Below are 23,709 nucleotides of genomic sequence, written 5' to 3' on the forward strand. Positions count from 1 at the left end.
TTACAAGAATAAAAGCTGAGAATGATTAGTGGCAGGTTTTAGGTGGCTGAAATACCTGTTCATCCAATTAACAGTCCACTTCCCTTTACCTTCCTTGGATAAAATATCAATTCCTTCTAAAATATTTGTCAAGTCGTAAATGCGTCTTTTATTATTTCTAATATTTATACCCATTATATTAGAAAGTTCATCTATTCTAATTATTTTTGTTGCATCAGTTGGCCATAATTCACATATATAGCGAGCTACGTCACATCCATATTTTCGCAAGCTTCTGTCTTCTCTTTTTTTTACACCTTCCCTTCTCCGTTGAACAGCTTCTCCACCATCTTTAAATACTCCTGTCACCCTATATCTCTTATTTATCCTCCTGGGGTGACAAAAACAAAAACCATCATACTCGCCAATTATATCCTTCTCTTGAATATGAAAGTCTTTACATTGTTCGCTTTCTTCACAGCAGTTACCAACTATCTCAATGATGCCAAAGCTAACAAAAGCGTTAATTACATCATAGATTCTCCTTCTATAAGACTTTTGTTTCTTTTTACTTTCTTTATTTAAACAATGCATGCAATCACTTTCGCTATCGAATAAAGTTATAAGAAAGGTGTTGTCATTGCTTGGCATTCGTTTCATGAAATTTCTTGCTATTTTTTTAAAACAGTCTTTTTTTATAGACGTTTTAAGACTTTCAGGGTGATGATCAATATCAATGCCAAAAGAATGCTCATTCAGTTGATCTATGCCTTGATTGCCTAGTCTCTGGCTATCCAGGTTTATTATTTGAGTGGAGGCAAGATGTTGGGTAGAGGGAGAGTCGATCAAAGCCTCCGGCTTTAATAAAATCGTTTCTAACGCTATAACTTCTACTGAAACTACCGATGGTTCATTATCTTGTACCCCATAATGATAATTTTGATGTAATGATTCACTTTGATCTGGAAAAGTATTCCAGTCTTCTTCAGTTATGCTTTCAGCACAAAAAAGATTTATCCCATGGTTCTCATCCGAAGTTGAACATAAGGAAGTATCATTTTGTGATTGCTCAAGTTTTATCGGGAAAAACTCATTTTTAGACGGACTCTCAACAGAAACGCTAGGCTGTTGATCACTCTCTGAAAGATATGCCAGCAAATTTTGAGTGGTTGTATCATCCTGCCACTCTTCACCGCTCAATGAAATAGAATCATCTAAATACTCAGTAGAGAGTGATAAATAATCATCCATTATCCACTCTGCGAAAATCTGATTTTCTTCTTCCCAGGAAAATCCATGTGATTTTTCAAATTCAACCTCCTTTTTAACTACTTCTATTGATAAAGCAAATTGTGAAAAGAAACAAAAAAAAACAAAAAGAACCTAAAAAGCAACATGGTCTAAGCCTTTTAAAGTAGAAAAAATAACTATTCATCCAAATAAAAGACTATAGCAGATAAAAAAGGTTTCTAAGGGTTAAATAAAAAACGTTTCAACTTATCCCGAAAAATACCAGTACACTATAAGGACTCATTTTTCCTGGCTTTCTACTATTCTCTTTTTGCAACTGTTTTTTTACGAGAAACAGCGCCCTTTCGCTTTCTAAATTTTTCCTTTACAGGTGGCAAGTTCCGAACTGTTGGCATGCCATTAGTCATTGCTGTTGCCAATAAAGTCCTTAGTTCATGATCCAGATTAATCATAAACGTGTTATAGCTTCCTTTACGCTCAACAATGCTGTCCAGGAATGACTCCCAGCTAGCGGTCATATCTGGCTGGCTGACTTTTTCCGGTAAGGCTTCAATCAGGGCTTTCCCTGTGGCAGTGGCATGAATATTTCGCCCTTCACGGGTAAGAAACTTGCGGGAGAATAACAGCTCAATAATTCCAGCCCTGGTGGCCTCTGTTCCCAGCCCATCGGTTTCCCTGAGTACTTTACGAATGGCCGGGTCTTTCACAAAGCGGGCAATACCGGTCATGGCAGAGAGCAGTGTTGCATCGGTAAAGGGTCGAGGTGGCTGGGTTTCCCGTTCTTTTAATTCTGCATCGATACAGTTCAGCTGTTCCCCTTTCTTAACCGATGGTAATCGTGGCAGATCCAGCTGATCTTTTCTCTCCTGTTGTTGATAGAGTATTTTCCACCCATCATCCACCACCTGGCGATTACTGGCCTGAAATAGCCCCCCTTCAATACGTACCTGGATTCGTCGTGTTTGATACCTGTGGTCTGGATAAAATTGGGCAATATATTGCCTGGCAATAAGCCCGTAAACCTGTTGCTCCGCCCGACTTATTTTATCAATGGCGCTGCGTCTGGATGTGGGAATAATCCCATGATGAGCGCCTACTTTTGCATCGTTCCAGGCCCGTCCTGGTTTATCGGGTGTGGCATTATCTACGGCTTTTGCCCATTGATGATCATTATTGCGGATAGCAGCCAGAACCTCAGGTGCCTGTTGAAAGTGTTCTTTTGGCAAATACCGGCAATCCGAGCGGGGATAGGTAATCATTTTCTTTTCATAGAGTTTCTGGCAGCTTTCCAGAACCTGCCCTGCACTCATACGGTATTGCCGTGCTGCATCAATTTGAAGCGTCGACAGGGAATAAGGCAGAGGAGGTAGCTCTTTACCGGGCTTGTCCTCCGCTAAAACCACCTCCCCGGTTTTCCCTTTAATTCGGTCTATGACGTTTTCGGCAAGACGACGATCCAATACCCGTCCTTCCTCATCCATCCACGGCTGGCATGATTCACTGGGAAGCCACCGGGCCTTGAAAGATTCTTTTTGCCCGGTTTCCAGCACCGCAAAGACTTCAAAATAGGGTTTAGCCTGAAAGTGCGCTATTTCCTGATCTCTTCGAGCCACCAGTCCCAGTATGGGGGTCTGCACTCGCCCTACTGACAGCAACCCGTTATATCCTTCCCTACGTCCTAACAGAGTAAAAGCCCGGGTCAAATTGATGCCGTATATCCAGTCCGCTCTTGACCGAGCCAGGGCGGACACCGATAGAGGCACATAATCATTGTTGGATTTCAGTCTTGCCAAGGCCTTTTTGACAGCCTGAGGGTTCAGGTCATTAATCAACAGTCGTCGTACTTCCTTACGACGGACCGAAGACAATTTAAGAAATTCCAGAACTTCATCCACCAGTAACTGTCCCTCCCGGTCAGGGTCACCGGCATGGACAATGATTTCAGCCCGCTTCAGCAGTTTTTTAATAACGGTTAACTGGTTCCTGCTGCTTTTTCGGGGTTGCAATAGCCACTGACTGGGAATGATGGGTAAATGTTCAAGGCGCCACTGTTTGAAGGCCGGGTCATAGGCATCAGGCTCAGCCTGTTCTAATAGATGACCTATGCACCAGGTGACATAATCACCACCTGCCGTTTCAATATAGCCATTATGCTTTTTGTGGGGTCTGGGCAGTACATCAGCAATCGCCCTTCCAAGACTCGGTTTTTCAGCAATAATCAGTCGCATACAGGGTCACGGTAAACTGTATAAATAACCAGTCAATAATAATCAAAGAGCATAGTCCGAAACAATATTTACTCAAATATTGGCATGGGTTGATGGGGTATTGGTTGAGCATATGGTCAAATCTCAACAGCCTTAAGCCTTGCTTAATTTAACGCCGCTTAACTGTCCTGATTTCAATATGCCGCACATAGCTCAATATGCTAGTCTGGATTAATAATTAGCAAATCAAAGCGCTATGGATTACCTGACCAAAATCACCTGTGACCGCCCGAAACCCAGCTCAGTTAAAACCCATCGTAATCTGGTTGAAGAGACCGAAAGTGACCGTGGGCGAATTATTCAGTCAGCGGCCATCAGGCGGCTACAGCAGAAAACCCAGGTGTATCCGCTGGAAACCAATGCGGCAGTGCGCAGCCGTTTGACTCACTCCCTTGAAGTACAGCAAACCGGACGCTATCTCTCCAGAACCATTCTGGCTAAATTTCAGGCAGCTGATGCGCTGGAAATACATGGTCTGGCCAGTATTGAAACCGCCTTTACCAATCTGGTAGAAATGGCCTGCCTGATGCACGATGTGGGTAACCCGCCTTTTGGTCATTTTGGAGAAGAAACCATCAGCTGCTGGATGGCTGAACATGCGGCAGAGTGTCACAGGAAGTCCCTGAAAGGGAAGGATGGGCACACTTCATTATTTCGAGAAACCCTGCTGCCAGACCTCTGTGTTTTTGAAGGCAATGCCCAGGGCCTGCGAATTATTCATACGCTTCAGGAGTTAAACCTGACGTATTCACAAATAGCAGCCCTGATGAAGTACACCCGGCCACCCTATCAGCCTCGACCAGGAAAACATCAGCCGTTCCACTATCATCAAAAGAAACCCGGGTTTTACTACAGTGAGGAACCCCTTGTCAGACAATTATGGCAATCCCTCAATATAGCTGAAGGCTGTCGTTTTCCACTGGTCTATATTATGGAAGCGGCCGATGATATTGCCTATTGTATTGCTGACCTTGAAGATGCTGTGGATAAGGGCATACTGTCATTCCGGGAATTACAATACCGTCTTAAGGAAGTCTGGCAAGAATTTAGTGGCAATGATAATACCTATCTTCTCGACATTATTAAGGAAGCCAGGTCGGATGCCGGATCCCAAACCTTTATTATCCGCTTAAGAACCCGGCTGGTGAGGGATCTGGTGGATTATGCCTCTTCCCGTTATCTGGAAAATCATCAGGCCATTTATAACGGCACCCTGGACGAACCTCTCATTGATGGTGGCTCCAGTCAACATTTGGCACTAAAGACTCTAAAAACAGTGGCAATCCGTCATATTTTTAACAATCGGGAAAAAGAAACTCCGGAGTTGCGGGGATACTCAGCCCTCACTGGACTAATGAATATATATCGGCCTCTGCTGGAACTGCCAAGAAAGCAGTTTGAAGCCATTGCCTATCAAGATGATGGTGGGTTGTTCATTCAGCAACGGCTTTATCATCGGCTATCCCGGAAGTATAAAGCGGCCTATTGCTCTGCGGTGCAGCAAGCTGAACAAACAGTAACATCTGAGAATCTGAATAATGATCTGGAATGGTACTATCGAGCAAGACTTATTATCGACTATATCAGTGGTATGACCGATCATTTTGTAGTGGCTGAGTTCCAGAGTCTTTCTGCAATATAATATCAATGACTGCTTCTGGCTATATGTAAATTTCACTTTCTATGCCCTTAACGGGCATAGCTTTCTTCACTGATCGAATAAAAAATTAAAATAAAGATTTGGTACTTTTCTTTTTTTAAACTAGCTTTCCAATTATTAAAAAAAACAATCAAAAAACCCTTTAACAAATAAATCAGAATCAATGAAAAAAAATATTCAATTATGCATTGCGTATGTAGTGCTAATAACCACTATCAAATCAACCCATGCTAATATAAAGCAGATGGGAGATAATGTGCAGTATGCATTGCCTGCCATTGCTTTTTCATCCACATTACTTCAATCTGATTTTGAAGGAACCATGCAGTTATTGAAATCATTTGCCACTTCGTCACTGACAACAGAGTTACTAAAGAAAACAACAAGAAAAGAAAGACCTGATAAGTCCAATAAATTTTCATTCCCCTCCGGACATACCTCTGCCGCATTTCAAAGTGCCTCTTTTATCCATTTTCGATATGGTCTAAGTTATGCCATACCCGCCTATATAGCGGCCAGCTTTGTGGGTTACAGTAGAGTCCATGAAAAAAGACATGATATTATCGATGTAACGGCTGGCGCTGCGCTCGGTATTTTTTCATCATGGTATTTTACGACTCGTAAAGAAGATAAAAGCGCCCTTATTCCAACCTTTTCTCAAGACGGGATTTTGTTGAATTATATCCATTCCTGGTAATTATTGATGACAGGGAAATTTGCAATAGATGGCATTAAGCCATCCATGCAGGTCTTTTAATAACTGAATTCATCACTTCAGCAAACCAGCTTTTTCCTTCATTTTCAAAATAACACCTGGCGCACTCATACCCTAAATCAAATAACTCCTCAAGTTCATCATTTTTAACAGAAAAAGCACCGTATTTTTCTATCCCGTCAGGCTCAAGCAGGACATCTGGTAGTCCAAGTTCATCAACCACCTGGGAGACGCTATAGATATCATAAACCCGATCCAGCAGATCAATGGTATTTTTAAATGGCTTATTGTCCATAGGCTTTACAGGGCTTAGATGCATGCCAATTTGAAAATGGCAAAGATCCCTGATCAGGTGCGCCGGGAAATTATTGACAATTCCTCCATCCGCCATAACGGCACCCTGCCACTCTACAGGCGTAAACATACCAGGAAATGCAGCTGAACCAAGCAGAGGCCGGATCAGGGGGCCAGAATTAAAGACCATCATATCAGGCTGTTGAAGGTCAGTTACAATGGTGTAGAGTGGCTTTTTTAATGCCTCAAAACAGTCACTAGGGAAGTAGGGCTTAAGGTAAGGGATCATTTTTTCTGTATGAATAATACCCATTTTATTAAATGAGAGGTGGTGGAAACTAAACATTCGGGTCTTAAGGAAAAAATCCAGTATATAGGCCGGTTTATGGCCCGCAGCATACATTGCCCCGATTAACGCACCGCCACTGGTTCCAGATATAATATCCGGCTCCACGCCATACTCTGCCAGATACTGTAACAAGCCAATATGAGCCATACATTTGGCCCCTCCACCAGAGAGTGTTAACCCTAATTGGTACTGCGGATTGCTATGGCTAATACTTTGGTACACGACATCTTCCTAAACCATAACTAGGGGGCGTTCTCAATTAGACATGTGACCAGCCAGTCGTGATGAGCGCCAGGCTAGGCGCGAACTGCGCAGTGTGGTTGTTCCACATAAGCAGTGAGCAACGCGGCATGGCGCTCATCACGGCTGGCCCTTCGGGTTCCTCACACAGGCATTCATGCCGCGTTGTACGACTTGAACAGGGAACCACCCTGCCCTGCGTCGTACGCCTTGCCTGAATGCCTGTGTGAGGAACGGGTCTCATGACTAATTGAGAAAGCCCCCTAATGTGACAGCCGGATTTTTATATCCGGCTCAGTGAGTGAAGCGGCTTCTAAAGTGCGCTTTACCCGGAACTGTTAAAATCTGACAAAAATAGTTTCACCCTTTCAGCCATTAATCGGGTTGAGAAGCTGCTGATACCATGACCTGGCCTCCCGGAGATGGAATCATAAATACCGCCCCTTCATTATCAGGCTGGGATAATAAGTTTTTAAGGCGCTCTGCACCACTAAACTGACCATCATCTCCCAGGTTAAAAGTACCAAAGTGGATTGCCATACTCTGCTTGGAATCCAGCAAATGATGGGCTTGCAGGGCATCATCCGGTGACAGATGATTGTCTTTCATAAACCAGCGAGGCAAGTAAGCCCCAATAGGCAATAAGGAAAGATCAATCGCACCGTAACGCGCTCTAATTTGTTCAAAGTGCGGCCCCATCCCGGTATCACCTGCAAAAAAAACACGGTGCTGGTCGCTTTTAATTAAATAGCCCAGCCAGAGAGTTTTATTTCTATCCAGCTGTGTTCTGGTAGACCAATGCTGGGCAGGTGTTCCCACCACAGAAACCGAAGGTGTCAGACTCAGTTCTTGCCACCAGTCCAGTTCAACAACCCGGGTGAGTTTTTCCTGTTCCAGTAACTCCTGGTTGCCAAGGCCCACAATAAAAAGAGGCCGGGAATGCTGCTCTAGCTTTTTCAGCGTAGCAAGATCCATATGGTCATAATGATTATGTGATATCACCACTGCATCTATGGGGGGCAGTTCTTCGATAGCTAGAGCGGGTGGATGATAACGGCGGGGGCCTATAAAGGAGATAGGGCTAACTCGTTCAGACCAGACCGGGTCTGTGAGAATATTCAGGCCATCAATCTGAACCAGTACCGTGGAGTGATTAATGAACGTTGCCAGAACCCCCTTTGGATAAGAGGCAGGAAGCTTAACACTGCCCAAGTTCTTTTCCCGCCGTTCCCAGGAACCCGTTTCCTCGCGATTCAGGCGCCAACGTAAAACATCTTTTAGTGTTTTGTCCCTGGTTGGCTCCTGATTAACAAAATGTTTACCATCAAAATGGTCAGACACGGGGCCTTTGTAGCCACCAGTGGAACAGGCAACTAAAAACACCAACACCAAAATGGCAGGAAACAACAATAACCCGGTAATGACTTTTATCACTTACTTATACCTATTATTCTTACGTGCTTAAGTACCTGCTCAATGACATTACATATACTAATCAAACGTCAATAGTCCTTAACACCTTTTCAATAAGATTACCATGTGACACTGGAATCAACCGATAACAAATACCCTCATCTTTCACCGTTTTAAAAAACAGCTTAAGAAAATTACTCGCTGATGACGACAAAGGGTAACCTGCCGGAAACAAGATATCAAAATGAAAGTGCAGTGCTGGCTTGAAGGGTTTAAATGACAAACCAAAGCGACTGAAGTGAATAGCTGTAAAAGGATCAACAATACCATACCCTACACCCGCTGCCACTAAAGCCCCCACACTCATGGCAAAGGAGGCCTCAGCTGCCGGTTTATAAGCGACTCCCTGCTGCTTGAAAACCTGATCAATCATATCCTGGGGTTCAGCATGTTCGTAGCAAACCAGTGGACATGCATCCAGATGCTCAGGGTATATCACGGGCAGTTCATGCAGACTGCTATTTTCAGGCAACAGGCAACACATGTCGCCCTCAAAACGAAGGCATTCCCCATTAATTCCTTTTGCTTCATCCAGAATGGCAAATCCCAGGTCGCATCCTCCCACCTCTATCACTTGTAACACCTGGTCTGAGCGATAATTTCGTAACAGTGTTTTCAGGGAGCCATTGTCCATCTTCCCGATAACCTCCGGAATCACACTGAGGGAAAGCATGGGCATACTGGCAATATGAAAAATACCGGAAGGTCGCTCCCTTATTGCTTTAGCGCTCTTTTCCAGTTGCTCAAGACCAATAAACGATTTTTCAACCTCATAAAAAAAAGCACGACCTTCATCAGTGGGCACCAGCCTGCCACTGATTCTCTCAAATAATGGAAACCCTGTTTGGTCCTCAAGACTGTGTAGCAATCGGGTTACTGCGGGTTGGGTAATATGCAAAGCCCTTGCTGCGGCGGTCACTGTCCCACAGTGCATAATGGCTCGAAAAGCACTGAGCTGTTTGAATTTCATTTTGAAAAAAGGATCAGAGTGTGAAGAAATGGTAATTCTATAACATTTTGTTATGACCTTCCCCGATAGTCTGATTAGACCTGCCGGGTTAACGCCTTATAGTATTTATGCAACAAAAGAAGGAATTTTGGCCCGGGCAACCTTCTCGTTTTAGATACAATTCAGGTTGTCATTTATGTGTAAATCAAGCGCACAGCGTGTAACGGTTATTGGTTCAGGTAATGCCGGACTGACAGCGGCCTATCATTTTAGTCGCAATGGTGCTGATGTATGCCTTTACGGTGCTCCAGGATTTGATGCACCTTTACAGGATATAAAAGCAAAAGGTGGAATCCATGCCATTGATTCCCTGAATGGTGTCACTCTAAGCTTTTCCGGTTTCAGCAAAGTTCATACCGTCACCAACAATATCAGGGAAGCGGTGAGCTTCTCCGATATTCTTGTTCTTCCGGTGCCATCCTTTGCCCAGATACCCCTCTTTGACGCCATGTTACCCCACCTGAAAGACGGTCAAATGCTGGTTATGATGCCTGGCAACTACGGCTCACTGGCATTAAAAAAACATATGCAAGACAATGGTTATACGCTGGATATTACCTTTGTTGATGCCATTTCTATCCCATGGGCCTGCCGAATCAGTGGGCCTGCTGAAGTGGCCATTATGGGGATCAAGGAATATCTGCCTTTTTCAGCCCTGCCAGCCAGCCGTAATCAGGAAGTATTGGATCGCCTGTCCCCTATTATGCCCCTTCCCATGAAACCGCTGGAAAATGTAATAGCAGCGGGGCTTGAAAATATAAACTTCGGTGGTCATCCATTGCTGACAACCCTAAACATGGGATTGCTGGAAAACTTTAAGGGAGATTTTAATTACTACAAAGATTGCTGTTCTGAAGCCACTGCACGGGCCGCCGCAGTGATGGAAGAAGAACGGCTGCAAATTGGCAACGCCATGAACCTGGAGTTGGTTCCGGAACTTGAGGCCATGAACAGCCTCTATGCCATGGATTGCAAAACAGTCTATGAAGTTAACCGCACATCCGAAACCCACGGCAAAATAAACTCTGCTCCGGATAATGCCAGCCATCGCTATATCACTGAGGATGCTGCCTATCTTCTGGTTCCCTGTAAAGAGTTTGCACGCCTGACAAATACCTCTATTCCCATGATTGATGCTTGCCTGACCATTGATAATGCTTACAACCATACGGACTACATGAAAACCGGTCGAAATCTGGCAGCTATGGGGCTGGAACATCTTTCTGTGGAAGAAATCATGACCATGGTCGCCTGAGCCTCTCTCCCTTTCTAACAAGCTATTTATGATCTATTGCCAATGGCGAAAGATCATAACCAGCTTCTAGGGGCTGTTGATGTTTTATCGCTAGCTCAGTGGTTCGTAAAGCGGCCTTACGCAAGGCGAACTGGTGCAGCGCGTAGTTATTCTACGCCAAGCCAGTTTAACGCAGTCGGAAGGCCGCTTTACGAGCCACCCGAAGGGCCAAAAGCCAGCGCTTCCGTACCGTCGTTGCAGCAGCTTGAAAGGCATGAGCACGTGTGACCTTTAGGTTATTCCTGCGCTGCTACGCCTAGCCATGAAAGCGCTGGCTTTGGCTGAGCACGTGATAAAACATCAACAGCCCCTAATGAGAGGGCGTTTAATTTTTCCCGGATAGTGATATGAGTAAATTAAAGTTTCCCTCGGCGTATACCATTCTTTTTCTGCCAATAAACGAGAACCGTCTATTGGCAGAAATCGTTAATACAGCTACTTTCCCAGGCTATAGACAGCCGCTACATTACGGGCTTCCCGCTCAAGGTTATCTCCCCCCCTGGAGAAGGCCTCTTCAAGAGTGGCCGCACCATGAACAACAGGAAACAAGGCATCAATACCATACTGATGAACCCCTTCCGCGCCATTGCCAACACAGCCACATAAGGCAATCACCGGCAGTTCGAACTGCTTGGCGACTCTGGCGACACCAATAGGTGTTTTTCCCTGGGCAGTCTGCCCATCAATACGACCTTCACCGGTAATCACCAGATCTGCACTATCACAATGACTGGCCAGTGAAACGGCCTCCATGACTATGTCAATACCGGGTTTTAATGTGGCGTTCATAAAAGCCAGTAGGCCAGCGCCCATACCGCCCGCGGCACCAGCACCGGGAGTGGCTTCTACATCACAGCCCAGCACTTTGTTCAGTACCCGTGCGTAATTAGCCAGTGCCTGATCCAATTGCTCAACCATTTCCGGCGTTGCGCCTTTTTGCGGGCCGAAAATAGCTGAAGCACCATTATCTCCGGTGAGGGGATTATCCACATCACAGGCAGCAATAAACTCAACGTGCTCCAGGCGGGGGTCAACATTACTGATATCAATGTCAGCAAGATCCGCCAAGGCTGCGCCACCCGCAGGAAGCTCATTCCCTGCCTTATCCAGAAAACGAACCCCCAGGGCCTGCATCATACCGGCACCACCATCATTAGTGGCACTACCGCCAATACCCACAATAATCCGTTTGACTCCCATGCCCAGGGCTCCACGAATCAGTTGCCCGGTACCAAAAGAGGTGGTGTAAAGAGGGTTACGGTTTTCCGGAGCAACCAGCTCCAGCCCTGAAGCACGGGCCATTTCAATCACTGCCGTCAGCCCGTCGCCAAGCAAGCCGAAACCAGCCACCCGCAACTTTCCCCATGGTCCCGTTACTGTCTGGTCAATGATTCGGCCACCGGTAGCGTCTACCAGTGACTGAAGTGTCCCTTCCCCTCCATCAGCCACAGGAATCCTGACGTACTCGGCATCAGGCAACACTTTGCGAAAACCATTCTCAATGGCCTGGGCAACCTGTGCTGCGGTTAAACTTTCCTTAAAGGAGTCTGGTGCAATAATAATTTTCATTCGTTACATCCTTTATCCGAAATTAAATACACCATAAAGCAATGTTGCTGTAACGGTCATGCTAAAGCCAATCAGCGTCTCATAAGGTACCGCCTTCAGGCGCTCCCGAATATTCATGCCCACGCTGCCACCGGTGGAATGGAAAAAACTACCGTGGGGCATATGGTCAAGAACTGTAGCACCGGCATGCATCATTGCCGCTGCTCCCAGGGAAGGAATACCCAGCTGCAGAATAATCGGCCCAAACACATTGGATGCCACAGCTGTACCCGCGGTTGTTGATGCCGTCGCTGCCGACATCATCATACCGCTGAGGGGAGCCAGCAAATAAGCAGGCAGACCGGATACCTTAAGTAAGCTGACTAAAGAATCACTTAATCCGGAATTGGCAATAATTCCCGCCAGAGTGCCGGTGCCAATCAACATAATAGCAACGCCGCTCATTCGCTGTAGCCCACCAACGGCAAAGCGGTTGACATCACGGATACGTCCCATAGCCAGGACTCCGGCAACACCACCTACGGGCAAGGCAATCATGGGGTCAATAGTAATGCCGACAATAGGTCTTAGCGCCAACATACCGATTGCAACCAAAGGAGCAGTGAGTGCTGCCAGCAAACCTGGACGATTAACATCTTCCATTTTGTCTGCTGCCGGTTCAGCTTTAATCATAGTCCCTTTATTGACTAACGTCCTGGCAACAAAATACGTTATAACAAGCCCAACCAGCGCTGGAATAATATTCGCCATCATGACATCAGTCAGGGACAGGTGAAATGCGTCTGAAGCGGCAATGGTATTAGGATTGGGTGAAATAATATTGCCAGCCTTACCCCCTCCTATCATTGCTACCAAAGCCGACAAAACAGAAAGGTTCGCACGACGGGCAATGGCCAGGGCAATAGGCGACACAGTGATAACAGCAACATCAACAAAAACACCTGCTGCCGTTAATAGTGCTGTGGCCAGAATCAAGGCAATCACGGCCCTGGCTTCACCCACTGCATCTACAATTTTTTCCGCAATGACACCGGCACCACCGGATTCAATCAATACACCAGCCAGCACCCCGGCAGCCAGAATTCTTAGTATAGAAGGGGTAATGCCTTTTACCCCATTAATCATTAAGACAACACTATCCCCCAAACTGGCAAGGCCAATCAGAGCCCCTAATAACGCACCTATCATCATACCGTAGGCAGGAGGCACTTTTCTGAGAATCAATCCAATGGAAATGGCAAGTCCACTCAATGCACCGAGGGTGGTGATTTGAATCATTTTTTTGTTAACCGACACAATTGTTCAAATACTTTAGTGCCGGTTATTATCAGGCTATTTGACCATAAAGCTATCGTCAGCATGACCGGATATTGAGTGAAATTCTGGCACTTTTTTGTGCGTTCGCACAAATAGGTGTGCTCTTATCTTATTTACACAACTTTTACTGTCCACAAACACAGAAAAAAGACTGTTGACATCAGCAAAAGCCTTTTATCAAAGTAATTATAATCGCTGATACTCCTTTAACTCATGCATTCGCAAGGCAAAGTGAAGCAAAAGCAAATCACTGAAGTCTTTTGGGTTTCTTCGAGTTAATATCTGAATTTGCTCAAGGCGATACGCCAGGGTATTGCGATGGATATGCAGTTTTTCAGCAGTCAGTCCTGGATGCGCCTGGGCATCAATAAAGACCCTGAGTGTTTTTCTCAGGGTTCCCTTAATATCCGTATCCAGTAAAGGTTGGATATGATTCTGTAACTCCTTCCCTTTCCAGGAATGCAGCAAATCAAGCATCAGGCTATCCAGCTGAAAATCAGCATAACGGTAAACTGACTTTTCCGGGGCAAGCTGTGTCCCCAGCTGAAAGGCTTCCTGGGCACTTTGATATGATAACGGAATACCCGGCAGTCCTTTGATATAACGGCCTACAGCAATTTTGAACTCAATCCGCCGAAGACCTCTAAGTCGCGACTGAAGGGCTTCAAGGTAACCCTCCAGCTGATCCGGGTGCCACTGTTCCTTCAGGCTCACCGGGTGGAGAATAATGGATTCGGAGGGGCAAATTAAAGCCACCAGGTCATCAGGATGGCCCTTACGGAGCAAATATTGAATATGCTCCACCTCATCAACAGAAAGGCTATCATTCTGGCTGTTTTTTATACTAACCAGAATGGCCACCCTGGGCAGGTTGGGATTAATGCCAAACTGTCGTGTTCGGATACTGAATAACGAATCCCGCTCTGCCTCACCATGAATCATTTCAGAAATGATATTTTCACGTTGACGCATACTCCAATGATTCTCTGACATCACCGCAGCATTTTCTATCATCAGGTCGGCAGTCATTACCACTAAATCAGCAAACTGTGAAACTTCAGCGGGATTCCCCGAGATACCAATGACACCTGCGATTTCCCCCCGAAAACGGACAGGTCGGTTAATCCCTATACGGGCTCCACTCATACTATTATCCGTATCTTCATAAATATCACAGGACTGGCCAGAGGTAAGTACCTGCACTGCACCCTCATGGACCGTGTGAAGCCGCTTATTATCACCTGTACCAATAATGACACCCCTACGATCCATCACATTGACATTGTGGCCAATGATAGCCATGGTTCGGTCAACTATCCGCTGGGCAACAGATTCACTGAGATAAACAGGCATAGAAAAAACTAACCCGGATATTTCATAAAGCAGCAGGCTGTCCATTCAATTTTGACTTTTCTGTGGGGGCTGCTGTTTTATCACTCTGTGACTAAAGGTCTTCAGGCTCCGACTACACCAATCTGAACATTTAACGATCAATTCTGCTTTTTTAGGCCGAATGAATACTCCAAACGTCTCTCATCTGGTTATTATTTAGGCGGGCTAAGCGTTGTGGAGGCTGCTACCCAGGCCGAGGCAACGGCATTTGATAAAATATCTCTGTTACATGCTGCAAAAGCTTCTTGAATGGGCAGCTGCTGGGTAGGTGCAGTTTGATCCGATCCTTGTACTCAACCACCTTAACCGCTACTTTGCAGAGTTTTGTGATTACCGTTGATGGCTGGGCTTTCTCCAGTTCCGTTCCTTTCAAAGCCTTGGTTCTCAGCTCGTAATGCAGAACGTAAGCCGCACAGGCATAAAACAGTCTCAAGTGATTGGCCAGAAAGGTCTGGTCTGACAGTCTGTCACCGGACAGATCACTTTTCAGGTGCTTAATGAAATTCTCATCCTGCCCTCTTGGGCAGTACAGATCCTCATAAATCACCTCTGGGGAAGCCTCTTTGATTGAGGTGACAATAAAGCGGGGATTGTCGCCTTTCTCGTTAACCTCTGCCTTATAGATTATCCGGGTATCGAGCCCTTTCCAGCTTTTAGCCTGATACTCGGCCTCACCGTACAGCCTGAGTCGTTCTGGCTCAGGCATATCGTTCAACTTGGCTAAGGCTGTTTTAACCTTGAAAGCTCGACGAGCCTCATCTAGCAACTCTTTGGCTTTAGCCCGGATATTTCATAAATAAAGGCAAGTTCCGTCCAATCTGTTGGTACGATTGGATTGACAAAAAAATGCTTCGGAAAAAGCAAACCGGAACTTGCCATGACCCAATCTACACAAGAGCAGCTTCGCTTTCATCCTTCAAATGGTAAAACTATCCGTGCGGACTTCAATGGTGGAGAGTTATCTTCAGATTTTGGGGCTCTGCTGTTACGGGAAACCATATTGCATAGCGGACTTATTTCCAGACTGACCCAGGCCATTGATGACAAGCGTCACCCATCCTACATTGACCACTCTCTGCAAAACCTCCTGGTTCAGCGAATTTTGCAAATGGCTTGCGGTTATGAGGATGCCAACGACAGCAACCGCCTCCGTAAAGACCCCATGTTAAAGCTGGCTACCGGACGAAACCCTTTGGATGATGATAACCACCTGGCTTCATCTCCCACCTACACACGGCTCGGGAAGTCCATGCGGCGCAAAGATATCTATCAAATGGCTGAAGCATTTGTGCATCATTTTATCGCCAGTTATGACTTGCCACCTATGGCTATCGTGATCGATCTTGATCACACACCGGCCATTACCCACGGATCGCAGCAAATGAATTTGTTTAATGCCAAATATCAGGACTACTGTTATCTGCCTTTGCTGATTTTTGAAGGTCTCAGTGGCAAGCTGATTACTGCCATCCTCCGTCCAGGCAAAACGCCAACAGGCAGGGAAAATGCCGCTATTATCAAGCGTGTCATCAAGCTTATCCGTAAACGGTGGCCAAAAACCCATTTGCTGGTGCGCGGGGATAGCCACTTTGCTCAACCTGAGTTAATGCATGTTGTTCAGGCTAATACTCATGCTGATTATGTGCTGGGTAAAGGTGCCGGTCACAAGACGGCCTTACGCCCTAAAGCCAAAGAGTTGCTAGATGAGGCTCGTCGAGCTTTCAAGGTTAAAACAGCCTTAGCCAAGTTGAACGATATGCCTGAGCCAGAACGACTCAGGCTGTACGGTGAGGCCGAGTATCAGGCTAAAAGCTGGAAAGGGCTCGATACCCGGATAATCTATAAGGCAGAGGTTAACGAGAAAGGCGACAATCCCCGCTTTATTGTCACCTCAATCAAAGAGGCTTCCCCAGAGGTGATTTATGAGGATCTGTACTGCCCAAGAGGGCAGGATGAGAATTTCATTAAGCACCTGAAAAGTGATCTGTCCGGTGACAGACTGTCAGACCAGACCTTTCTGGCCAATCACTTGAGACTGTTTTATGCCTGTGCGGCTTACGTTCTGCATTACGAGCTGAGAACCAAGGCTTTGAAAGGAACGGAACTGGAGAAAGCCCAGCCATCAACGGTAATCACAAAACTCTGCAAAGTAGCGGTTAAGGTGGTTGAGTACAAGGATCGGATCAAACTGCACCTACCCAGCAGCTGCCCATTCAAGAAGCTTTTGCAGCATGTAACAGAGATATTTTATCAAATGCCGTTGCCTCGGCCTGGGTAGCAGCCTCCACAACGCTTAGCCCGCCTAAATAATAACCAGATGAGAGACGTTTGGAGTATTCATTCGGCCTAAAAAAGCAGAATTGATCGTTAAATGTTCAGATTGGTGTAGTCGGAGCCTGAAGACCTTTAGTCACAGAGTGATAAAACAGCAGCCCCCACAGAAAAGTCAAAATTGAATGGACAGCCTGCTGCTTTATGAAATATCCGGGTTAGGGCGTAAGGCCGTCTTGTGACCGGCACCTTTACCCAGCACATAATCAGCATGAGTATTAGCCTGAACAACATGCATTAACTCAGGTTGAGCAAAGTGGCTATCCCCGCGCACCAGCAAATGGGTTTTTGGCCACCGTTTACGGATAAGCTTGATGACACGCTTGATAATAGCGGCATTTTCCCTGCCTGTTGGCGTTTTGCCTGGACGGAGGATGGCAGTAATCAGCTTGCCACTGAGACCTTCAAAAATCAGCAAAGGCAGATAACAGTAGTCCTGATATTTGGCATTAAACAAATTCATTTGCTGCGATCCGTGGGTAATGGCCGGTGTGTGATCAAGATCGATCACGATAGCCATAGGTGGCAAGTCATAACTGGCGATAAAATGATGCACAAATGCTTCAGCCATTTGATAGATATCTTTGCGCCGCATGGACTTCCCGAGCCGTGTGTAGGTGGGAGATGAAGCCAGGTGGTTATCATCATCCAAAGGGTTTCGTCCGGTAGCCAGCTTTAACATGGGGTCTTTACGGAGGCGGTTGCTGTCGTTGGCATCCTCATAACCGCAAGCCATTTGCAAAATTCGCTGAACCAGGAGGTTTTGCAGAGAGTGGTCAATGTAGGATGGGTGACGCTTGTCATCAATGGCCTGGGTCAGTCTGGAAATAAGTCCGCTATGCAATATGGTTTCCCGTAACAGCAGAGCCCCAAAATCTGAAGATAACTCTCCACCATTGAAGTCCGCACGGATAGTTTTACCATTTGAAGGATGAAAGCGAAGCTGCTCTTGTGTAGATTGGGTCATGGCAAGTTCCGGTTTGCTTTTTCCGAAGCATTTTTTTGTCAATCCAATCGTACCAACAGATTGGACGGAACTTGCCTTTATTTATGAAATATCCGGGCTAAGAAAGGGAATTAAATAAAAGAGTAAATTATACCATTCTTTAATAAAAATTGATTGAAACTACATTCAGCATTATTAGGGCTGCCTGGATTAGCCATATAGTGACTTCCAGAGACCCAATAGAAATAATAATATATGCTTCTTTATTCTATCTATTTTCAACCATATCCAATGAAGCTATCCCAACTATTTAACGGTCAGCCCCCTGCGCTGGTGATGTATGATCTTGATGGTACGCTGGTTGACAGCGTGCCAGACCTGGCTATCTCTATTGATAAGATGTTGGAAGACCTTGGTCGTCCTGTTGCCGGCATCGACAAAGTACGACTTTGGGTCGGAAATGGCATTCCGGTGATGGTGAAAAGAGCCATCGCTGATGATATGAATGGCCACCAACCTGGCAGAGTAGATCAACAGCTGTTCGAAAAGGGCTATGAGCGTTTCAAGCATCACTATGCCATAGAAATAGGTCAGCATAGTCACGTTTATCCGGGTGTTATGGATTTTCTGGAGACAATGAATAACCAGGGGGTGAAACAGGCCATTGTCACCAATAAGTCAGAGTTCTTCACGGAAAAGTTGCTTCAGCTTATGAAGATTGATCACTTTTTTGAGCTAAGTATTGGCGGTGACAGTCTGGCAGAAAAAAAACCACATCCTATGCCTCTGTTGCATGTTATGAAACATTGTGGCGCAACCACAGAAAACTCGTTGATGGTAGGCGATTCCAGCAATGACATCAAAGCGGCAAAGGCGGCTGGAGTTAAAGTCATCGGGTTGCCTTACGGTTACAATCACGGACAACCTATTGAGGCATCAAATCCCGACCTTGTGGTTAAAACCCTTTCGGAACTAATCTGCTCTGTAAGCGATTAATTAACCCTGCCGTGATTTAGGAAGAGTTTTGATTCCATGGCGGCAGCTGTTCAATATCTGCCAGTGTTTTTGCTATGGGCAGTCGGGTAGACACCTTCTTCAAATAGTTATACGGCTACAGACCGCAGGTTTTGGCAGTCTTCACCAGGCTGTAAAGATTGGCATTACTATTTGCTCCTTTCTGATTGGTTCTGAACAACCAAGCCTTACGGCCTATCACAAAGGGGCATATAGCATTCTCTATCAGACTATTATCCATGTACAGGTAACCTCTATCACATTAACAGACAAGCCTGCCCCCCTGATTGTTGGGGTAATGCAGGGCTTTTTCCGTCAAGCTTTAGGGCAGCTGTCTTCTCATCATGACTGGTAGCCCTTAGCACCTTGGACTCTAACCCTTTGGATTTTAACCAGTCGAGAATGGCCTGGTGTCCTCTAGAAGCTGCATAATGAACAGCTGTTTTTCCAGCATTGTTTGTAGCTCCCAGATTCAATCCTTTGGATTCTAACCATTCGAGAGTGGTCTGATGTCCTGCATCAGCTGCATAATGAACAGCTGTTTTCCCAGCATTGTCTGTAGCTCCTAGATCCACCCCTTTGGATTCTAGCCATTTGAGAGTAGTCTGATGCCCTCCAGAAGCTGCATAATGAACGGCTGTTTTCCCAGCATTGTTTGTAGCTTCCAGATCCAATCCCAACTTCTCAGGAATGATATGATACCCTCTGGAAGTCGCATAATGAAAATTTGGTTTCCCGACATTGTCTGTAGCTTCCAGATTCAACCCTTTGGATTCTAACCATTCGAGAATAGCCTGACGTCCTTTAGAAGCTGCATAATGAACAGCTGTGTCTCCCGTATTGCTTGTAGCTTCCAGATCCAACCCTTTGGATTCTAACCATTCGAGAGTGGCCTGATGCCCTCCCAAAGCTGCATAATGAACAGCTGTGTCTCCCAGATTGCTTGTAGCTTTCAGATCCACCCCTTTGGATTCCAACCATTCGAGAGTGGCCTGATGTCCTCCTAAAGCCGCATAATGGACAGCTATTTTCCCCATATTGCTTGTAGCTTTCAGATTCAACCCTTTGGATTCCAACCATTCGAGAGTAGCCTGATGTCCCCCTACAGCCGCATAATGAATAGCGGTTTTCCCAACATTATCTGTAGCTCCCAGATTCAACCCTTTAGCTACCAACCACTCAAGAATTATAAGGTATCCTCCTAAAGCGGCATAATGAATAGCGGTTTTTCCCCCATTTTCTGCAACCCCTAGTTCTACCCCTTTATCTGCCAGCCATTCAAGCATTTCGTGACGACGATGCTCAGGAGCTCCCTCCATCACGTAGTAATTAAGAGCTAAATGAACCACTGTTAATCCATTACTGTTAGTTGCTCGCAGATCCAAACCTTCAGTTTCTAGCCATTCAAGAACTGGCTGCCATTTTAAAGGAATAGTTATAGCCACATGATGAACGGCTGTTTGTCCTTGACTATCGGTAGCCCTCAGTTCCAACCCCTGATCTACCAGCCATTGAAGAAGTGATAGACAGCCACCTCGGGCGGCACAATGAACTGCTGTCATTTTATTTTTACTAGGGGTAAATTCCAATCCTCTGGCAACCAAAGACTCGAGAAGTGACTGGTGACCTCCAAAAGCAGCTGTATGAATCACGGTTAAGCCAGCACGATCTTCCGCTTTCAGGTCAGCTCCCTTTGCTATAAGCCAGTCAATAACCTCCTCTTGGTTTCCAAAAACAGCGTAATGGATAGGAGGGGTTCCATACCGGTCTCTACTATTCAGTATCTCGGTAATATCGAGAGTTTTAAGCTCTTCCAGGCGACCTTTCTGACAAAGTTCAAAAATATCAGCTGAGTATGAAGCTAAAGACTGTATAAGAATCAGAAAGAAATATAAAACGTAACGCATTTAAAAAATAAAACGTCTGACATGAGTCTTATGCAAACTATTGGTGTTATATAGTATAGCTGCCAAACTCATTAGAGATGGAATATCACTATGCTGACAAATGTATTTTGTAAAGTAGACGACTTTTGTAGGTAATTTGAGCCAAGGCTATGTTCAATTTTATGTGCAACTTGCTTGCAGGATTTGTAGCCTATACGTTTTAGAAGAAGAGATCCTTGGAAACTAAACACTCAGGGCTGGTTGAGGTGGTTTGATGGTTGTTATATCGGACTCAGGTCATCCCTCTCTTCATAAAACACTCAGCCATTTGTATTTGCAATCCCCTGACCTCTCATATAGTCTTCATTATCCATAGTGGAAACTGCATATAAACCAACCCGAGTGAGAAGGGACTGCAGTGAATTATTTTCAAACTTATGGCAGCATCCCTGCCTGCCAATGCGTAATACCTCAGCGAGGCCTGAAGGCTTCGTGCTCCCCCGTATTCCTGATTTCTTCCCCTGCTTCTTCCTGGCGATGGTGTGCCTGGCGTCAAGCCTGAACCCTGTATGCCCTATTGAGTCCCTGCTCAATAACCTTCTTCTGTTAACAATCAGCTATATAATGAGACAGATATGACGCCTGATGATTTTGCGCACCTGGCTCGCGAGGGATACAACCGTATACCGGTAACCCGGGAAATCCTCGCCGATCTGGACACACCACTGACAACCTATCTGAAACTGGCTAATGGCCGCTATTCCTATCTTCTGGAATCCGTCCAGGGGGGAGAGAAATGGGGTCGCTATTCCATGATAGGCTTGCCCTGTCGAACCTTGGTTCGCGTTCATGGACACCAGATCCTTGTTGAAACCGATGGCCAGGTGGTTGAGGAGCACATTGCCGAGGATCCTCTTGGCTTTATAAAAACATTCCAGCAGCGCTATAAAGTGGCTGAGCTACCTGGCCTGCCTCGTTTTCATGGCGGTCTGGTGGGCTATTTTGGCTATGATACCGTCCGCTATATTGAACCAAAACTAAAAGCTTCTGTTCCTGAGGATGTACTAAATACGCCGGATATCCTGCTCATGGTTTCTGATGATGTGGTGGTTTTTGATAATCTGAGTGGCAAACTGATTTTGGTAACCCATGCAGACCCGTCAATACCAGCAGCCCTTGATAAGGCCAACCATAAGCTGGATGAACTGGTTCGCCGCCTGAATACGGCCAATATTCAGCCGCCTGTCCAGGCCTCACTGAACCCGGCCGGGGAGGATGATTTCCAGTCTGGACTGGGTCAGGAAGACTTTACCCGATCCGTAGAAAAAATCAGGGACTATATATTGGCTGGAGATGCCATGCAGGTGGTGCTCTCCCAGCGCATGAGCATTCCTTTTGACAGTGCCCCCTTAAATCTTTACCGGGCGTTACGAAGTACGAACCCATCACCGTATATGTATTATATGGATCTCGGTGATTTCCATGTGGTGGGTTCCTCACCTGAAATTCTGGCCAGGCTGGAGGAGGGTGAAGTCACCGTTCGTCCCATTGCCGGTACCCGTAAACGGGGACAAACGGAAGTGCGCGATAAAGCCCTGGAGCAGGAGCTGCTTAATGATCCCAAAGAGTTGGCTGAACATCTGATGTTGATAGACCTGGGACGCAATGACCTTGGACGTGTTGCTGAAACCGGCAGTGTCACACTCACTGAAAAAATGGCTATTGAACGTTACTCCCATGTTATGCATATGGTATCTAACGTGACTGGGCAGCTCAAAGCGGGGATGGATGCCCTGGATGTACTAAGAGCAACCCTGCCTGCCGGAACCCTAAGCGGTGCCCCTAAAGTCCGGGCAATGGAAATTATTGATGAGATGGAACCGGTAAAACGGGGAATTTATGGCGGAGCCGTGGGTTATCTGGCCTGGAATGGCAATATGGATACGGCAATTGCCATTCGTACGGCCGTGATCAAAGATCGCCAGCTGCATATACAGGCTGGAGCCGGTATTGTTGCTGACTCCCGGCCGGATCTGGAGTGGAAAGAAACCATGAATAAGGGACGGGCCGTTTTCCGGGCTGTAGCCATGGCCCAGACAGGCCTGAAAACAGGCAGTCCAGAGGAGCGAAGCGCATGCTGTTAATGATTGATAATTATGATTCGTTCACCTGGAATCTGGTGCAATATTTTGGTGAGCTGGGTGCCCGGGTGGAGGTGCATCGTAACGACCATATCACCCTTGCTGATATTGAAAGGCTGAACCCCGGGCATATCGTGGTATCGCCCGGCCCCTGTACACCAAACGAAGCCGGTATTTCCATGGATGTGATACAACGATTTCAGGGTGAAATTCCGATCCTGGGTGTTTGCCTGGGGCATCAAAGTATCGGTCAGGTTTATGGTGGCAAGGTGATTCGGGCCAGAAAAGTGATGCATGGCAAGGTATCACCGGTGTTTCATAAGGATCAGAGTGTTTTTAAAGGGTTGCCCACTCCTTTTAACACCACCCGATACCATTCACTGGTTATTGAAAAAGAGACGCTGCCTCCCTGTTTGGAAGTCACCGCATGGACACAGACAGAAAGTGGGGAAAATGATGAAATTATGGGAATCCGTCATCGGGACTTACCGGTGGAAGGGGTTCAGTTTCATCCGGAATCCATCATGACCGAATATGGTCATGACATGCTGGCTAATTTCCTCAAGCAATAGCCCCAAGAAT

The 23,709-nt window shown here is 46.0% G+C and carries 18 protein-coding genes; 7 read left to right on the top strand and 11 right to left on the bottom strand.

The window, feature by feature from the left end; genetic code table 11:
* Both MJ595_RS12695 and MJ595_RS12700 read right to left on the bottom strand, forming a co-directional pair.
* Window positions 1-1,230 carry an E2F family transcription factor gene (locus MJ595_RS12695; protein WP_263078270.1) on the bottom strand — a complete coding sequence of 410 codons (1,230 nt, stop codon included), beginning with the start codon at window positions 1,228-1,230 and terminating at the stop codon, window positions 1-3.
* 299 nt (window positions 1,231-1,529) lie between these two features.
* Window positions 1,530-3,458, bottom strand: coding sequence for a DNA topoisomerase III (locus tag MJ595_RS12700; RefSeq protein WP_263078271.1), 1,929 nt, complete (start codon window positions 3,456-3,458; stop codon window positions 1,530-1,532).
* Window positions 3,459-3,693: 235 nt separating this feature from the next.
* Here MJ595_RS12700 and dgt point away from each other — a divergent pair, with 235 nt between their 5' ends.
* Both dgt and MJ595_RS12710 read left to right on the top strand, forming a co-directional pair.
* On the top strand, window positions 3,694-5,139 hold the full coding sequence (gene dgt, locus MJ595_RS12705) for a dGTPase (RefSeq protein ID WP_263078273.1): 1,446 nt from the start codon (window positions 3,694-3,696) through the stop codon (window positions 5,137-5,139).
* Window positions 5,140-5,320: 181 nt separating this feature from the next.
* Window positions 5,321-5,854 carry a phosphatase PAP2 family protein gene (locus MJ595_RS12710; protein ID WP_263078274.1) on the top strand — a complete coding sequence of 178 codons (534 nt, stop codon included), beginning with the start codon at window positions 5,321-5,323 and terminating at the stop codon, window positions 5,852-5,854.
* A 34-nt stretch (window positions 5,855-5,888) separates the two neighbouring features.
* On the opposite strand, the gene MJ595_RS12715 is transcribed toward MJ595_RS12710, so the two are convergent.
* The 3 genes from MJ595_RS12715 to MJ595_RS12725 form a co-directional block, all read right to left on the bottom strand.
* On the bottom strand, window positions 5,889-6,737 hold the full coding sequence (locus MJ595_RS12715) for a patatin-like phospholipase family protein (RefSeq protein ID WP_263078276.1): 849 nt from the start codon (window positions 6,735-6,737) through the stop codon (window positions 5,889-5,891).
* Window positions 6,738-7,130: 393 nt separating this feature from the next.
* Window positions 7,131-8,189: an MBL fold metallo-hydrolase gene (locus MJ595_RS12720; protein ID WP_263078277.1), complete on the bottom strand. Its 1,059-nt coding sequence runs from the start codon at window positions 8,187-8,189 to the stop codon at window positions 7,131-7,133.
* A gap of 61 nt (window positions 8,190-8,250) precedes the next feature.
* The gene (locus MJ595_RS12725; protein WP_263078278.1) at window positions 8,251-9,198 is read right to left on the bottom strand and encodes a LysR family transcriptional regulator; all 948 of its coding nucleotides are present in this window, start codon (window positions 9,196-9,198) and stop codon (window positions 8,251-8,253) included.
* Window positions 9,199-9,373: 175 nt separating this feature from the next.
* Between MJ595_RS12725 and MJ595_RS12730 the strand changes: the two genes are divergently transcribed.
* Window positions 9,374-10,492 (top strand): NAD/NADP octopine/nopaline dehydrogenase family protein, encoded by a 1,119-nt coding sequence (locus MJ595_RS12730; protein WP_263078280.1) that lies wholly within the window; start codon window positions 9,374-9,376, stop codon window positions 10,490-10,492.
* Window positions 10,493-10,966: 474 nt separating this feature from the next.
* On the opposite strand, the gene MJ595_RS12735 is transcribed toward MJ595_RS12730, so the two are convergent.
* The 4 genes from MJ595_RS12735 to MJ595_RS12750 form a co-directional block, all read right to left on the bottom strand.
* Window positions 10,967-12,100, bottom strand: a complete 1,134-nt coding sequence (locus tag MJ595_RS12735; protein WP_263078281.1) for a glycerate kinase — start codon at window positions 12,098-12,100, stop codon at window positions 10,967-10,969.
* A 12-nt stretch (window positions 12,101-12,112) separates the two neighbouring features.
* The gene (locus MJ595_RS12740; protein ID WP_263078283.1) at window positions 12,113-13,378 is read right to left on the bottom strand and encodes an SLC13 family permease; all 1,266 of its coding nucleotides are present in this window, start codon (window positions 13,376-13,378) and stop codon (window positions 12,113-12,115) included.
* A 225-nt stretch (window positions 13,379-13,603) separates the two neighbouring features.
* A complete protein-coding gene (locus MJ595_RS12745) occupies window positions 13,604-14,815 on the bottom strand; it encodes a helix-turn-helix domain-containing protein (protein ID WP_263078284.1) in 1,212 nt (403 codons plus the stop codon).
* 178 nt (window positions 14,816-14,993) lie between these two features.
* Window positions 14,994-15,596, bottom strand: a complete 603-nt coding sequence (locus MJ595_RS12750) for a transposase (protein ID WP_263322504.1) — start codon at window positions 15,594-15,596, stop codon at window positions 14,994-14,996.
* 90 nt (window positions 15,597-15,686) lie between these two features.
* Between MJ595_RS12750 and MJ595_RS12755 the strand changes: the two genes are divergently transcribed.
* A complete protein-coding gene (locus MJ595_RS12755) occupies window positions 15,687-17,087 on the top strand; it encodes an IS1380 family transposase (RefSeq protein WP_263322433.1) in 1,401 nt (466 codons plus the stop codon).
* A 195-nt stretch (window positions 17,088-17,282) separates the two neighbouring features.
* On the opposite strand, the gene MJ595_RS12760 is transcribed toward MJ595_RS12755, so the two are convergent.
* Window positions 17,283-18,149, bottom strand: a complete 867-nt coding sequence (locus tag MJ595_RS12760) for an IS1380 family transposase (protein WP_263078285.1) — start codon at window positions 18,147-18,149, stop codon at window positions 17,283-17,285.
* A 228-nt stretch (window positions 18,150-18,377) separates the two neighbouring features.
* Here MJ595_RS12760 and MJ595_RS12765 point away from each other — a divergent pair, with 228 nt between their 5' ends.
* Window positions 18,378-19,082, top strand: a complete 705-nt coding sequence (locus MJ595_RS12765; protein WP_263078287.1) for a phosphoglycolate phosphatase — start codon at window positions 18,378-18,380, stop codon at window positions 19,080-19,082.
* A gap of 275 nt (window positions 19,083-19,357) precedes the next feature.
* Here the strand turns inward: MJ595_RS12765 and MJ595_RS12770 are convergent, their stop codons facing one another.
* Complete coding sequence (locus tag MJ595_RS12770; protein ID WP_263078288.1) at window positions 19,358-21,007, bottom strand: ankyrin repeat domain-containing protein; 1,650 nt, start codon at window positions 21,005-21,007, stop codon at window positions 19,358-19,360.
* Between the two features lie 614 nt (window positions 21,008-21,621).
* Between MJ595_RS12770 and trpE the strand changes: the two genes are divergently transcribed.
* Both trpE and MJ595_RS12780 read left to right on the top strand, forming a co-directional pair.
* On the top strand, window positions 21,622-23,130 hold the full coding sequence (gene trpE / locus MJ595_RS12775; RefSeq protein ID WP_263078289.1) for an anthranilate synthase component I: 1,509 nt from the start codon (window positions 21,622-21,624) through the stop codon (window positions 23,128-23,130).
* Window positions 23,121-23,699, top strand: a complete 579-nt coding sequence (locus tag MJ595_RS12780) for an aminodeoxychorismate/anthranilate synthase component II (protein ID WP_263078290.1) — start codon at window positions 23,121-23,123, stop codon at window positions 23,697-23,699. Before trpE ends, MJ595_RS12780 begins: the two co-directional genes overlap by 10 nt.
* Window positions 23,700-23,709: the final 10 nt, after the last annotated feature.

The sequence above is a fragment of the Endozoicomonas sp. Mp262 genome (assembly GCF_025643335.1).
Taxonomy (GTDB): Bacteria; Pseudomonadota; Gammaproteobacteria; order Pseudomonadales; family Endozoicomonadaceae; genus Endonucleibacter.

What these genes read in the sequence shown, in the direction of transcription:
- MJ595_RS12765 (WP_263078287.1), top strand. Translation starts at nt 18,378, where the DNA reads ATGAAGCTATCCCAACTATTTAACGGTCAGCCCCCTGCGCTGGTGATG.
- MJ595_RS12725 (WP_263078278.1), bottom strand. Translation starts at nt 9,198, where the DNA reads ATGAAATTCAAACAGCTCAGTGCTTTTCGAGCCATTATGCACTGTGGG.
- MJ595_RS12730 (WP_263078280.1), top strand. Translation starts at nt 9,374, where the DNA reads ATGTGTAAATCAAGCGCACAGCGTGTAACGGTTATTGGTTCAGGTAAT.
- trpE (WP_263078289.1), top strand. Translation starts at nt 21,622, where the DNA reads ATGACGCCTGATGATTTTGCGCACCTGGCTCGCGAGGGATACAACCGT.
- MJ595_RS12710 (WP_263078274.1), top strand. Translation starts at nt 5,321, where the DNA reads ATGAAAAAAAATATTCAATTATGCATTGCGTATGTAGTGCTAATAACC.
- dgt (WP_263078273.1), top strand. Translation starts at nt 3,694, where the DNA reads ATGGATTACCTGACCAAAATCACCTGTGACCGCCCGAAACCCAGCTCA.
- MJ595_RS12695 (WP_263078270.1), bottom strand. Translation starts at nt 1,230, where the DNA reads ATGGATGATTATTTATCACTCTCTACTGAGTATTTAGATGATTCTATT.
- MJ595_RS12755 (WP_263322433.1), top strand. Translation starts at nt 15,687, where the DNA reads ATGACCCAATCTACACAAGAGCAGCTTCGCTTTCATCCTTCAAATGGT.
- MJ595_RS12700 (WP_263078271.1), bottom strand. Translation starts at nt 3,458, where the DNA reads ATGCGACTGATTATTGCTGAAAAACCGAGTCTTGGAAGGGCGATTGCT.
- MJ595_RS12740 (WP_263078283.1), bottom strand. Translation starts at nt 13,378, where the DNA reads ATGATTCAAATCACCACCCTCGGTGCATTGAGTGGACTTGCCATTTCC.
- MJ595_RS12770 (WP_263078288.1), bottom strand. Translation starts at nt 21,007, where the DNA reads ATGCGTTACGTTTTATATTTCTTTCTGATTCTTATACAGTCTTTAGCT.
- MJ595_RS12745 (WP_263078284.1), bottom strand. Translation starts at nt 14,815, where the DNA reads ATGGACAGCCTGCTGCTTTATGAAATATCCGGGTTAGTTTTTTCTATG.
- MJ595_RS12780 (WP_263078290.1), top strand. Translation starts at nt 23,121, where the DNA reads ATGCTGTTAATGATTGATAATTATGATTCGTTCACCTGGAATCTGGTG.
- MJ595_RS12735 (WP_263078281.1), bottom strand. Translation starts at nt 12,100, where the DNA reads ATGAAAATTATTATTGCACCAGACTCCTTTAAGGAAAGTTTAACCGCA.